The organism is Flavobacterium panacagri (assembly GCF_030378165.1).
GTDB classification, from domain to species: domain Bacteria; phylum Bacteroidota; class Bacteroidia; order Flavobacteriales; family Flavobacteriaceae; genus Flavobacterium; species Flavobacterium panacagri.
The window spans coordinates 5,092,523-5,106,433 of record NZ_CP119766.1 but is presented as its reverse complement, the minus strand read 5'-3'; the positions used below and the strand labels follow the sequence as shown (position 1 = coordinate 5,106,433).

Sequence of the window (13,911 nt, the reverse complement as noted above, 5' to 3'; positions counted from 1 at the left end):
ATTCCACTTAGAGAAAGGTGTTGTTTATGAGGGTTTTGGTGTTTGTTTTGATTTTTTGCTTATACGATATATCGTAATTTTATGATTTGAGTCTGCATATTTAGAAAATCAATAGCAATTTAATACAGGCTGTTTCTTAAATTTACAGTGTTACTGTGTAAAATACCACGAGAATTTTTTGTTTATGGAAAAGCCGAAAGACCAAACTGCAATTATGATGAACCGATTGCAGGAAAGAGAAAGAGAACAAATGCTGATTATGTCGATTTGCTCGGAAATTGGGCAGGCTTTAACTAAAGAAGAATTAAATGTGGTGATAGGCCAATTGAAAGAACAATTTCTGTTTGATGATTTTATTTTGGCTTCTTCTAATGAAAATGAAACAGAATACTCCGTTTTCTATCAGTTTTTTCAGAAAGATAAAGCTGTAAAGAAATATCTCGTGAATGATGGCTTTTTTGATGTTTGTCTCGATTCTGCCGATGCCGTTGTTTTTGATTTAAAAAATCTTGACGATAAAAAGAATCCTTTTCCTGATTTTATAAAGATTGCTAATGCAAGTGGTTTTAAAAATGGAATTGGTATTTCGTTGCCTTACACAAAAGGAAACAGAAATGTTCTTTTTATGTTTTTTAAGAGTGCACTGACTTTCAGTAGAGAATCAAGCCGAGTTATAAGAGGAATTGCGACACAGTTATCCATTACAATCCGGAACATTGCACTTACTCAGAAATATGAAAGTGAAATTACCGAATTGAAAAAGTTCAAACAAAATTCTGTTCAAAACGAAGAAGACGAAATTTCAAATGAAACTGACTCAGTAGGAATTGTGGGAGACAGTGTTGTAATGAAACAGGTTTCGGAATTAATTGCTCAAGTAGCGTCTTCGCAATCGACCGTTTTGATTTATGGAGAAACCGGAACTGGAAAAGAATTGGTTGCCGATGCTGTACATCGTTTATCAACAGTTTCAAAAAACAGAATCGTAAAAGTAAACTGCGCTTCGATTCCAGCAAATCTTATTGAAAGTGAATTGTTCGGACATGAAAAAGGCGCTTTTACAGGAGCAACCGAACAAAGAATTGGAAAATTTGAACAGGCAAATGAAGGCACTATTTTTCTGGATGAAATAGGAGAACTGCCTTTGGAACTTCAAGGAAAACTGCTTCGTGTACTTCAGGAAAAACAGATTGAAAGAATTGGTGGGAAAGAAACAATAAAAGTAAATGCAAGGGTTATCGCTGCAACTAACCGTTCTTTAGAAAAAGAAGTCGCAGAAGAAAGATTTAGAAATGATTTGTATTATCGCTTAAATGTATTTCCAATTTCACTTCCTGCACTTCGAGAACGAAAGGATGATATTCCTGTTTTGGGTGAATTTTTTCTAGAAAGACACAGTTTGAAAATAGGAAAGAAGATTAAAGGTTTTTCTAAAAAAGTATTAAAAAGTATGATAGCGTATGACTGGCCGGGAAATGTGAGGGAACTTGAAAATATGATCGAAAGAAGTATTTTATTTGCGAAAGAAGAGGTAATAAAAGAAATGATTTTTCCCGAAATATACAAACCTGAATCTGATACAACAGCAACTGATTTTTACATTAAAACTTTACAGGAAGTAGAAAAAGAACATATTTTAAAAGTGGTAAAAAAATGTGCTGGAAGAATCTCTGGGCCACAAGGAGCGGCCGTTTTATTAGGACTTCCTAGTACAACCTTAATCTCCAGAATGCAGAAATTAGACATTAAAAAAGAACATTTTCTAGATTAATTTATTCTGCAGCCATATTGATTTTTCCTGAAGAAACAGCCCAGTAAATTAACAAAAGCATACTGATTGCCAAAGCTACCGCTGGATACTGAAATGAAATTCCGAAAGCAATTAAATAAGTAGGAAATCCGTATAAATAATTGTTTCTGATTTTTTTGATGGCGGAATTGGTAATGCCAGGACGTAAAAGTTTTTTATTATTACTCGCAATAAACCAAAGCAGATTATACGAAATATTGATAAGAACAAAGATTCCAGTATAAATAGCCACCGAAATACTAGAAGCCTCACCTTCAAAAAATCTCGACAAGAGAGCCGTAGGATAGGAGACAGCAGTCACAAGAAAAAGAATTAATCCGTTCGAAAACATAATGGCTGTATTGCGGCTGTAGATTTGTTTGAAAATCTTATGATGATTCACCCACATAATAAAAATACTGAAAAACGATAGCGTAAAAGCAAGATAAGCCGTCCATTCGTTTTTTAAATAATCCAGTAATTCAGTGCCATTTTTAACAGCGGTTATGTCTGGGGCATGAAGATCCAATACCAAAAGCGTAATAGCAATGGCAAAAACAGCATCGCTGAAATTTTCTATTCTAACCGTTTCTTTTTCCATTTTTTATGATTTTTTAAATCCGAAGAGGCAATACTTTTCCAGCCCATAGTTTTCTATGCGCTTACTGATTCAAGTAATGTAACTTCAGAGTTTGTTAATTGTATCCTTGTTTGATACCTAATTTTTTCATTTTTGAGAACAGGGTCTGCGGTTGCATTTTAAGTAATTCTGCAGCTCCGCCTGGCCCTGAAACTTTACCATTACACAGTTGAAGAGCACTCATAATATGCTCTTTTTCCATTTCTTCCATTGATTTTAATCCGCCGAGTTTCAGTTCTAAAGGCTGTTGATTATTGGATGGAAGATCAAATTTTTCAATTTCACTGGTTTTGGCCAGCAGTACATTTCTTTCTATCAAATGTTCTAATTCGCGAATATTACCTGGCCAGTCATACTGCATTAATTGTTCTAAAGCAATTGGACTAATTCCAGTTACATTTTTACGGGAACTTACCGCATATTTTTTTACAAAATAATGAGCCAGAGCTTCAATGTCTGCTGCACGTTCCTTAAGTGTCGGAAGTTGTATAGGAAATACATTTAAACGATAATACAAATCAAGTCTAAAACGACCTTCGGCTACTTCTTTTTCTAAGGTTCTATTGGTTGCGGCAACAATTCGAACATTGACTTTAATGGTTTTATTGCCACCAAGACGCTGAATTTCCTTTTCCTGTAAAACACGTAATAACTTTACTTGAGAATCCAATGGTAATTCTCCAATTTCATCTAGAAAAATAGTGCCTTCGTGTGCTTGTTCAAATTTCCCGATTCGCATCGAATTAGCGCCCGTAAAAGCGCCTTTTTCATGTCCAAAAAGTTCCGATTCTATCAAAGAATGTGGTAATGCAGCACAGTTTACCACCACAATCGGACTGGATTTACGGCCTGAAAGTTCGTGTATCGAATGTGCCGCTCTTTCTTTTCCAGTACCGCTTTCGCCTAAAATCAAAACAGAAGTTTCAGCTGGGGCTACAATTTTTATTTTTTCAATGACTTCTTTTAAAAGCGGACTGCTTCCAATAATTCCTTCAATTGCCTCATTTTCTTCGTCGGGATGGTTTTCTGCTAATGTTCCTCTTTCCTGATCAAATCTATATTTCGCAATATCGAGCATTACAATTAGATCTTTTTCGCGGAAAGGTTTTACCATAAAACCATACGGATGCGTTGCTTTAACAGCCTCCAGTGTGCTTTGATTGGTGTTAGCAGAAATATAAAGAAACGGCAGCTGTAATTCACGAAGTTCCCATGCGAGATCGATTCCAGTCAAATTGCCTTTCAGCATAATATCAAGTAGTACCCAGTCTGGCTTTTTATCTTCGATTAACTTTCTGGCCTGAACAACCGAGGAAGCAATGCCGACTACTTGATAACCAGCTTTAATCAGCATGATTTTTAAATCGTTTGCTACAATAAATTCATCTTCAACAATTAGAATTTTCTCCTTCATTACCTTGATTTATATAGTTTCAGAACTTTCTTCGATAACTTCAAATTCTGTATTTCTTGTAAACGTAATTGTGATTTTTAGTCCATTATCATTTTTCATTTCAAAATTTCCATCAATTTGATCTGTCAGTCCCATCATTAAATTCATTCCAAGAGAATCTCTTTCTGTGTCTTCAAAATCTTCTGGAAGCCCAACGCCATTGTCTGCTACAATAAGTTTGTAATCGCTGTTTATTACGTTTTTCAGACTGATGATTACTTCTCCTTTTCGATCTGAAGGGAAAGCATATTTAATAGTATTATTGATGGCTTCATTGATAATTAATCCCAGCGGAACAGCTTGAGCAACATCAAGATATACTTTTTCGGTATCCAAAACAAAGTTGATTTTTGTATCAGTATCAAAACATTCTCTCATATAATTGATGAGTTCATAAATGTACCAAGACATGTCAATATTGGCCAGATTATCAGACTGATATAATTTTTGATGAATCAAAGACATGGCGTGCATTCTGTGCTGGCTGTTTTGTATCGCCATTAAAGCATCTTCATTATCCAAATAAGCCGATTGAGTGTTTAATAAACTAATCACAATCTGAAGATTATTTTTTACACGGTGATGGATTTCCTTTAATAGCCATTCTTTTTCAATGAGCATTTTTTTGTTCAGCTCGTTTTGTTCATTAATCTGCTGACGCTGTAATTCTAATTCTTCATTCTTTTTCTTTTTTAGTCTAAAACTATTATACAAAAGAGCTAAGAAAAGTATTAAAACGATAACACTTCCTATAAAAACATAACGGATAATTCGATCATTATGAATTTTTATTTCCTGTAATTTTCCTTGCTGGGTAAGGAGTTTAATGTTTTTGTCTTTCTTTTCTGTTTCAAATTGGAGCTGTAATGCTGCGGATTGTTTTAGCTTTTCCGAATTAAAAATAGAATCTCTTAAGAGCTGGTGCTTTTGCAAGTGTTTTATAGCAGATTCATATTTTTTACTGGCATGATCAGATTGAAAAGACAAAAGTTCGATTTGAGAATAAAGAATCAGTCTGTTTGCTTTTTTTGCAAATTCTTTAAATTTTTCAATGTAGGCGTATGTTTTGTCTACCTGACCAGATTGTTGTAAATAAATAATAATTCCTGTCAATTTATAAACAAGACCTGCTTCAGATTCCTTATAATCTTTGAGTAGTTGTTCATAATAAGGTTTTGCACTATTCAGTTGTTTGAGCATAGAATAACATACAACATATATAAATGTTTGCCTTACTTTGGTTATCTCATCCATTGGAGGATAATCTTTAGCTGTTCGCTTTAAGGTACGCAATGCTGCTTTGTAATTTTTTTGCTGACAATACAGTGATGCTAAATTATAACTGATGATATTGACATCGCCGGTATTTTTATTTTCTAAAGCAATATTTAAAGCTTTTTCAAAATTAGAAAATGCCAAGTCATATTTGAGAAGATCATAATAAGCAAGACCAAGATGATTGTAAATGGTACAAAGCTGATAACTTGTATCGTGAACTTCTTCGGCTGTTTTCTCTGCCATAAGTGCATATTGCAGTGATAATTGCGTGTTTTGTAATATTCCGTAATTATCGGACATTAAGGTATAGACACCTTGAAGTTCTTTGAAATCAATCGATTTGTAAATAGCCACAGCATTCTCTAAAAGCTGTAATGCTTTTTGATTTTCTTCAATACTTCCGTAATAATCTCCTAAATCTTTTAAGGCATCAGCTTCTTTTTTGTACGCTTTATTTTTCTTGTAAAGCGGAATTGCTTTTTCGAGATATTTTATTTTTTCCTCTGTATCTTCTTTTTCATAACCTTTGTAAGCGCAAAGTTCTCTGTAAACATCAGCTTTAAGAACGGGTAAATTATTTTTTTCGGAGTAAGCGAGTGCTTCTTTTGTTTTTTTTAGTCCGTTTTTAGAATCTCCTTTTTCTCTGTAAATCTGCGCTTCTAAAAGGATAGATTTTCCTTTTCCGAGTTTATAATCTAAAGTGATGCTTAACTTTTTTGCTTCAAAATTTAAATTTGAAGCACTATCAAGATCGGCTTTTAATTCACCTGGTTTAGTGAGATAATAATTGCTTAAAGTTAAAAGTAATTCTACTTTTTGACTGTCACTTTCTGCTTGTGAAATTTTCTTTCTTAATTGATCAGGATCTTCTTTAGATTGGGCTGTTCCATGTATGGAAATCAATAAAAATAAAGCAATCAAACACAAAGTAGAAAGGTGTTTTTTGGCAGAGAAAAAGGAGATTAAATTCATTTTTTAAAGATAATGTTTTATCATAAATCTGCAATATTGTAAGAGGGTTTGTTTAAGATTCACGGTGATACCAATAACAAATAATCATAGCAGCACCAGGAACAATTAAAGTCCCTAATCCAAAGAACTTTCCAGCAATTGCTCCTAAAAAGCAGCCCACAAGAAAACCGATTATAGTAACCAGTTGTTTCTTAAAACTTAAGAGAACATCAACGTCTTTTAATCCATTTTTCAGCAGATTTCCTAAGTCAAGAGAAGCCTGGGTTACATTTCCTGTCATCATGGTTGTCGGCCCATGAGTTTCTTTGGCATAAAGCTTTCCAAAAGCATTTTGAAGTCCCATTGCAAATACAGTTGTCATGGCGATCGTATATACGGTCCATTCTGCGGTATTTTCTAAATACCCAAAAATATAGGAAGCTGCTCCGCTTAAAACCAAAATAATACCTTCCCAGCATAAAATAGTGTAACGGTTCGTGCTTTTTAAAGCAATTCTACCGCCGATAATTACTGCTAAAATAAAAACAGGAAAAGTAAGCAGTTTTACCCAAGCATGAATGTCTGAGCCTTTGATAATCTGATAAGCAAAGACAATAAAGTTACCCGTAACATGCGCCGAAAATATCGAATCGGCGGCAACAAAGGTTACGGTATCGCAATACCCTGCTATCATGGTGAGAAGCAGGGTTACGTACCAAATATTTTTTTGTATTTCCATAATATTATTTTTTAGCTTAAGTGTGCTCTAAGCATCCAAGCCATTTTTTCGTGAGTTTCTAAAAGTCCTGTGATATAATCGCTTGTTCCAGCATCTTGAAGTTCTGAAGCAAAATTATTGATGTTTTCACGTAAGTGTATCAAAATACTTTCATGATCTACCAGTAATTCTTTAATGTAGCTGATGCTGTCGTTTTGACCTTTTAATTCTTCTGTTAAATGAGTCAGTGCCAGATATTCTTTTAAAGTTCCAGGAGCATAGTGTCCTAAAGTTCTGATTCTTTCTGCAACTGCATCAACAATTTCGTCAAGTGCTTCGTATTGCTGTTCAAAGAAAAGGTGTTTGTTATAAAAATCTGGCCCTTCAACATTCCAGTGTGCTTTTTTTGTTTTGGTATACAATACAAATTCGTCAGCTAAAACTTTTGTTAATACATCTACTACTGTTGTGATGCTTTCTTGTTTGATTCCGATGTTTGCTTTCATTTTAAATAAGGTTTAATAAATAATGATCAAGTGAATAGGTTCCTGCTCCAAGTGCAAGCAGCAGTAATAAGGATAAAGTGTACATATAAGGAACATCGCGGACTTCCAGCGAATCTTTTCGATGAACCACAAAATAGCCTATTGCTGTAACACCAATGGTTGGAAGCACAGCCAGACGAGTTCCTAAACCTAGAATAATAAATATGGGAACTACAGTGTCTGAAAGTGTGGCCATTAATCCGTTTAGTTTTTCTGGTAAATGCAGCGGGTTTGGAACATGTTCTTTTTGTCCGTTTTCCAGTCTGAATTTTTTCATTCCGTGTACTCTGAATAGTTCAACTGCCAGCAGTATTCTAAAAACTAAAATTGCTGTATTATTCAAGGTTGATCCTAAATCAGAGTTGAGGATTTGTTTTATAATTTCCATCATTTTGTTCAGTTAAAATGCAAAACAGGAACAGCCCAAAGCGCCCCAAAATGCGTTATAATTATTGATCGGCACATTGCTCATTCTGGCAACATCATGATTGTGAGCATGAACATCACAGCTGCCGGTGCAACTATGTATCTGAGCCGTAAGAGCTGGTTTTGCAGTAGTTTTTGAGTTTTTTTCTATCTCGCTCTGTAAACTGCTTCTAACCGGATATCCGTTGTAGATATTCGTTGGCGACCAATCTGGTAAAATCGGAATGTGAGGCGGTGAGAATGAAGAAAAATCACCATTGGCATAGACAATTTTTCCATCGACAATCGTTAAATCCGATTCGATTTTTTTGATGTCTTCATCGTCAATTGTAAAATAGTCACGGTCTAGCACTACCAAATCAGCAAACATTCCTACTTTAATGTCTCCTTTTTTCGTTTGTTCCTGAGAAAACCAAGCGCTTCCTCTGGTATAAAGTTCCAATGCCGTTTGTCTATTTAATCTCGTTTCGTTGTACAATTGTAAACCTCCAACCGTTTTTCCAACCGTCATCCAATACATGGAAACCCACGGATTGTAACTGCTTACTCTTGTAGCATCTGAACCTGCTCCAACAGGAACTTCCATTTCGATCATTTTTTTTATTGGCGGTGTGTTTTCAGCTGCTTTTGCCCCGTATCGATCCGTGAAATATTCTCCTTGATACGCCATCCTGCTTTGAACCGCAATACCGCCGCCAAGCGCTTTTACACGTTCGATATTTCTTTCATCAATAGTTTCGGCATGATCAAAAATCCACGGAAGTCCGTTAAAAGGAATTTCTCTGTTGATCTTTTCAAAGACATTTAAAAAACGCGTAATGCTTTCGTTATAAGTAGCATGAAGTCTAAAAGGCCAGCGGTTTTCTACCAAAAGACGAACCACCTTTTCCAATTCTGCTTCCATATTTTCAGGAAGATCAGGCCTTGGCTGGAGAAAGTCTTCAAAATCGGCGGCAGAAAAAACTAACATTTCGCCCGCTCCATTATGACGATACATATCATCGCCTTGATATAATTTTACGGTATCAATCCAATCTTCAAAATCTTCAAATTCGTGTTTCGGTTTCTGGGTAAAAAGATTATAGGCAATTCGAACGGTCAATTGTTTCTTTTCATTTAGTTCGTTTACTACTTTATAATCATCTGGAAAATTCTGGAATCCGCCTCCAGCATCAATAACACTAGTTATTCCAAAACGATTCAGTTCCTTCATAAAATGACGTGTTGAATTGATTTGATGTTCATACGAAAGAGTAGGGCCTTTAGCCAAAGTCGAATACAAAATCATGGCATTTGGTGTTGCAATGATCAATCCGGTTGGTTCGCCTTTTGCATCTCTTTCAATATGTCCTCCAGGCGGAGCGGGTGTATTTTTAGTATAACCAACCGCTTTTAGTGCTGCTCTGTTCATAATCGCTCTATCGTACAAATGCAGAATAAAAACAGGGGTTTCAGGAGCTATCGCATTGATTTCTTCAAGAGTAGGCATTCTGCGTTCGGCAAACTGAAATTCAGACCAGCCGCCAACCACTCGAACCCACTGAGGATTTGGTGTGCGATCCACTTGTTCTTTTAGCATTCGGAGTGCATCTGCAAGTGAAGGAACGCCATCCCAGCGTAATTCTAAATTATAATTCAAACCACCTCGGATCAGGTGAATGTGAGAATCGTTAATTCCTGGAACTACTCTTTTATTTTGAAGATCAATTATTTTGGTTTCTTCAGATGCAAATTCCATTACACTGCTGTCATTTCCCAAAGCAATAAATTTCCCGTCTTTTATGGCAACCGCGGTTACATTTGGTGTTTCAGTATTGAAACTATGAATTTTACCGTTGAATAAAATTAGATCTGCTTTCATAATTTTATTATTTAGAGTTCAACTTTGCAATGGCATCTTTAATTCCTTCGCCAGCAACGGTGTAAAAAGCTGGCCCGGCAAGTAAAATAACTTTCGTTAAAGGTTTATAGTCTGCTAATTTTTTTTCTTTTAAATAAGATTGGGTTCTGTAAGCTTCAAACGAACCTAAAACTACATTTGCAGCAACCAAAGCTGTTGGGGAATCAATTCCGGCATCTTTAATATCACTCGCAAAAGAATAGTTTGAAACTCCCAAACGTAAAGCTTCTCGCATAGCAGTGCTTCCAACGCTAATCATTAAATCGGGAGTAAATTTATTGCGGTCTCCCAATCCTATTAATAATAATTGTTTGGATGCCAAAGTTCCTTTTGGAGGTGTAATTAGTAAAGTTTCAAGAGAATGACCTGTAAACTTGCCGTTTTTGCGTAATTCAGTGATAATGCCTTTTAACGCGTCATCTAAATGTACCATTCCGTTTAAGTTTGCTGGAAGAGCAGGAGGGTTAAAAATATCACCTTCTGTATACTCAAAAACACAGGCAACTTGAAGATCGGCTTCTGCCGCTGATGGTCCTTGAACCAATCCATTTACAGAAACCCCATCGACTTTTCCCCAAGTAACTGAAGAACCGATTGAAGCTGTTTGTGAAAAGCCATTAAACGAAAATGTTAGGATTAAAAGAATTAGATACGAATATCTAAATTTATAAATTGAAGTGTTTGTTTTCATTGTTAAGGGTTTAGTGTTGTTAAAATTTGAATCCAAGTCGGGTGTTAAAGAAAACACCATCTTTTGAATTCGGAATAATGTCATTGATAAAAGCGCCAGTTTTAAAATATTGAATACCGCTGACTACCGAAATATATTTGTTTACGTTGTATGTGAAATTAGCCAGATAAGCAGTTCCGATATATTTTTCGTCAGAAGCGCTTCCGCGAAGGTTAAGCATACCGCTTGGTCTATAAACTCCATCTTGAGTTGAGTACCTCCAGTTTAGAACCACATCGACCTGCATCTTTAGTTGCGGCAATAAATCCATCGTAACATAAGGATGAATATCGATAAGGTTTACAGGGCCAACTTGAGGGCTAAAACCAAAATAACCTCCTTTAGGATAAAGCGGATTAAACGTCTGAAGATTTCCATTTCCTTGATTTTTATCTCCGGAGATATAGTCATTTCGGAGATTTATGGTAGGTTTGAATTTTGTTTTTTCAAACATATATCCAATATCCACAGATCCAGTCCAGGCAGTAATATTTCCTGAACCAAAAGTTCCAAATTGATAGGCAGCTTCAAGATTGTATATAAATCCGCCACCGTATTTCCATAATCTTGTTCCAATTGTATGGCGTTTTTCTGGGGCAATTCCCTCTTCAAAAAGAGATTCATCTCTTCTTATTCCAAGATAATAAACATCGAGATTTCCTGCTTTTGGAAAAATTATTTTAGAATAAGCTCCCCATAGATTTAATTGTTTAGACATTTTATTGTCAAAAACTCCTGTGTAAATCGTATCTGCCATCATTGCAAAAGCATCAACTGATACTCTTGAAGAACTATACATTAATTTTGCTCCTGTAAAATAAAGTCTTGCATTTGGGCCTTCCCTTACAGAAATCAATCTTCCGGAACCATAATCTAATTCCTGTCTTCCGGCGCGAATGATTATTTTTTTGTCTTTTTGTTGCCATACATTTACATCCAGAAATAGGTTCTGGACATTTAGTTGGTCTTCATCAATACCTCTTGCTCCATTTACACGGCCGTCTTCTAAGGCACTTCTTATTTGGGCAAATACTCTAAAGGTTTTTCCTAAATGAATATCGGCATGAAGATCATAGCGCTGCAGTAAAAAATTATTATGGCCAATATTTAATCTTCCCCAATCTTCATTGTTGAAATCAACATATTCATATCGGGCTTCGCCTCCAAGAGACATGTAAATATCTTTCTGCTTATTTAATGGAATGAATTTTAAGTTTTCATAAAAGTTCCTATTTGAATCTTTTAGAAATTCATAATTTTCATCATAGCGTAAAAGCTTAAAACTTTGAGATGAAGCCGTTATTCCAATTAAAAGAAAGGATAAAATTATGATCCAGAAGAATTTGTTTGACGATATGGATTTTGATGATTCCAACATAATGAAGCGTAAGAGATTTATAATAAAATGAATTAGTCGAATTAGTGTTTCAGCATGTTGTGTGCATAATGAATTCCTAAACCATAAGATCCACCATGTTTTTTCATTAAGTTCGTTACTGAAACATAAGTTTCCTGACGTGCCCAATCCCTTTGAAGTTCTAATAAGTATTGAATAGAAGTTATGGGTTGTGCACCAGCTTGGATCATTCTCTGGATAGAACGTTCATGAGCTTCGGTACTCACATCTCCGCATGCATCTGTGATTACATATACTTCATAACCTTCTTCAATTGCTGATAAAGCTGGTCCAACGATACAAACACCTGTCCATAATCCCGCTAAAACTATTTTTTGTTTTTTTGTTCCCGTAATGGCTTTGTATGCATTTTCATCTTCCCAAGTATTCATTGTAGTACGGTCGATATATCCTGAAGTAGCAATAGGGTAATATTCTTCGATTTCTGGGAAAACTGGCCCCGCAAAGCTTTCTTCAAAAACAGTGGTTACAATAGTTGGAACATTAAATATTTTAGATGCACCGCAGATAATAGCCACATTATTACGAAGTTCGCTTATCGCAATGTTATTGGTAGCAAATGCCATTTGTCCTTCAAAATCAATTAATACTAATGCATGGTTATCTGGGGATAATAAGTTTGCTGATGGTTTCATGAGATTTTTATTTTTTAAGATTTATAATTAGTTAGGCTAAAGAAGTGCCAAACTTTCAGTTTGTTGTATAGTAAGGCTTTGTGTTTTTGGGATGCCAAAAACACTTACGATATTTCGTAATTTTACGAAGCCTTATTCGTTATATAGGATAAAGTATAGAAAGTTTCCGTTTGATCTCAGTTCAAAAAGAAACCTTTTTTTGGAAGATTTTAAACCATCATGAAAGGCGTCCCTTTACAGACAGTTTAGTTTCTTTTATGAAGAAAATTTATTCTTTAATAAAAGCAAGAATATCGTTATTGATTGTCTCCGCTTCTGTAGTTGGCATACCATGAGGAAAACCTGGATAAGAAATTAGTTTTCCGTTTTTCAAAAGTTTTGCTGCTCTTGGAGCTTGATCGTAAGGAACAATTTGGTCATCTTCTCCATGCAGTACTAGAACTGGAATATCTAAACTTTTAAGGTCTTCTGTAAAATCAGATTCAGAGAAAGCTTTGATTCCTTCATAATGCGCTAAAACAGATCCCATCATTCCTTGACGCCACCAGTTGTGTTTTATTCCTTCCTGAACAGTTTGTCCTTCACGATTCCATCCGTAGAAAGGAATAGGGAAATCATAAAAATACTGAGCTCTGTTAAATCCTGTGCCTTGTCTGATTTCATCAAAAACAGATAGTGGCACGCCTTCTGGATTCGTTTCATTTTGAATCATAATAGGTGTTACAGCGCTAATGATTACTGCTTTTGCGATACGCCCTTTTCCATATTTTGCAGCGTAACGAATTACTTCACCACCTCCGGTTGAATGTCCTACGTGAATAGCATTTTTTAAGTCAAGTGCTTCAGTCAATGCAGCTACGTCTGATGCATAAGTTTCCATATTATTTCCTGCAGCACTTTGACCAGAACGACCGTGTCCGCGACGATCATGTGCAATAACTCTGTATCCTTGTTTTAGAAAAAATATCATCTGTGCATCCCAGTCATCAGATGATAAAGGCCATCCGTGGTGAAAAACAATTGGCTGACCTGTTCCCCAATCTTTGTAAAAAATTTCTGTTCCGTCTTGTGTTTTAATAGTGCTCATCTTAATGTGGTTTTGGATTAATAAATGTTATGTATAAATATTTTAAATTGTTACTTGAATTAAATCTGATTTTTGATTTAACAGATGTTGTTGATTTTTTTTTACAAACTTATAGCGGGAATGAAAGTTTGTTGATTAATGTAGATTAAGAAAAAGAGTAATCTCATTTTTTGCAGTTTTTTTCTAAGTACTGTCCTCATATTTTTAGATTAAGAATATTTTCGGTACAGTATTTTCAAACAATATGCCGTATGAGTTAATGTCTTTGTTTATAAAGGATTGAAGGTTTTTGAAGTCTTTTTTGATTTACGTTATTTCGTAAATTTATTAGAAGCTTTATTG

General features: G+C 35.2%; 12 protein-coding genes. 1 reads left to right on the top strand and 11 read right to left on the bottom strand.

The window, feature by feature from the left end; genetic code table 11:
- Positions 1 to 184: 184 nt before the first annotated feature.
- Positions 185 to 1,771: a sigma-54 interaction domain-containing protein gene (locus P2W65_RS21745; RefSeq protein ID WP_289661160.1), complete on the top strand. Its 1,587-nt coding sequence runs from the start codon at positions 185 to 187 to the stop codon at positions 1,769 to 1,771.
- A 1-nt stretch (position 1,772) separates the two neighbouring features.
- Here the strand turns inward: P2W65_RS21745 and P2W65_RS21740 are convergent, their stop codons facing one another.
- The 11 genes from P2W65_RS21740 to P2W65_RS21690 all read right to left on the bottom strand — a co-directional run bounded on the left by P2W65_RS21740 (position 1,773) and on the right by P2W65_RS21690 (position 13,569).
- Complete coding sequence (locus P2W65_RS21740) at positions 1,773 to 2,390, bottom strand: TMEM175 family protein (protein WP_289661158.1); 618 nt, start codon at positions 2,388 to 2,390, stop codon at positions 1,773 to 1,775.
- A 94-nt stretch (positions 2,391 to 2,484) separates the two neighbouring features.
- Positions 2,485 to 3,843, bottom strand: a complete 1,359-nt coding sequence (locus P2W65_RS21735) for a sigma-54-dependent transcriptional regulator (protein ID WP_289661156.1) — start codon at positions 3,841 to 3,843, stop codon at positions 2,485 to 2,487.
- 9 nt (positions 3,844 to 3,852) lie between these two features.
- On the bottom strand, positions 3,853 to 6,132 hold the full coding sequence (locus P2W65_RS21730) for a histidine kinase dimerization/phosphoacceptor domain -containing protein (protein WP_289661154.1): 2,280 nt from the start codon (positions 6,130 to 6,132) through the stop codon (positions 3,853 to 3,855).
- A gap of 52 nt (positions 6,133 to 6,184) precedes the next feature.
- Complete coding sequence (locus tag P2W65_RS21725) at positions 6,185 to 6,850, bottom strand: YoaK family protein (RefSeq protein ID WP_289661152.1); 666 nt, start codon at positions 6,848 to 6,850, stop codon at positions 6,185 to 6,187.
- 11 nt (positions 6,851 to 6,861) lie between these two features.
- Entirely contained in the window at positions 6,862 to 7,335 is a 474-nt protein-coding gene (locus tag P2W65_RS21720; protein WP_091498535.1) for a Dps family protein, read from the bottom strand.
- 1 nt (position 7,336) lies between these two features.
- Positions 7,337 to 7,765, bottom strand: coding sequence for a DoxX family protein (locus tag P2W65_RS21715; RefSeq protein ID WP_289661149.1), 429 nt, complete (start codon positions 7,763 to 7,765; stop codon positions 7,337 to 7,339).
- A 9-nt stretch (positions 7,766 to 7,774) separates the two neighbouring features.
- Positions 7,775 to 9,661: an amidohydrolase gene (locus P2W65_RS21710; RefSeq protein WP_289661147.1), complete on the bottom strand. Its 1,887-nt coding sequence runs from the start codon at positions 9,659 to 9,661 to the stop codon at positions 7,775 to 7,777.
- A 7-nt stretch (positions 9,662 to 9,668) separates the two neighbouring features.
- Positions 9,669 to 10,391, bottom strand: coding sequence for a M17 family peptidase N-terminal domain-containing protein (locus P2W65_RS21705; RefSeq protein WP_289661145.1), 723 nt, complete (start codon positions 10,389 to 10,391; stop codon positions 9,669 to 9,671).
- A gap of 19 nt (positions 10,392 to 10,410) precedes the next feature.
- Positions 10,411 to 11,808, bottom strand: coding sequence for an alginate export family protein (locus P2W65_RS21700; protein WP_289661142.1), 1,398 nt, complete (start codon positions 11,806 to 11,808; stop codon positions 10,411 to 10,413).
- A 41-nt stretch (positions 11,809 to 11,849) separates the two neighbouring features.
- Positions 11,850 to 12,482: a hydrolase gene (locus P2W65_RS21695; RefSeq protein ID WP_289661140.1), complete on the bottom strand. Its 633-nt coding sequence runs from the start codon at positions 12,480 to 12,482 to the stop codon at positions 11,850 to 11,852.
- Positions 12,483 to 12,750: 268 nt separating this feature from the next.
- Positions 12,751 to 13,569, bottom strand: coding sequence for an alpha/beta fold hydrolase (locus tag P2W65_RS21690; RefSeq protein WP_289661137.1), 819 nt, complete (start codon positions 13,567 to 13,569; stop codon positions 12,751 to 12,753).
- Positions 13,570 to 13,911 lie beyond the last annotated feature (342 nt).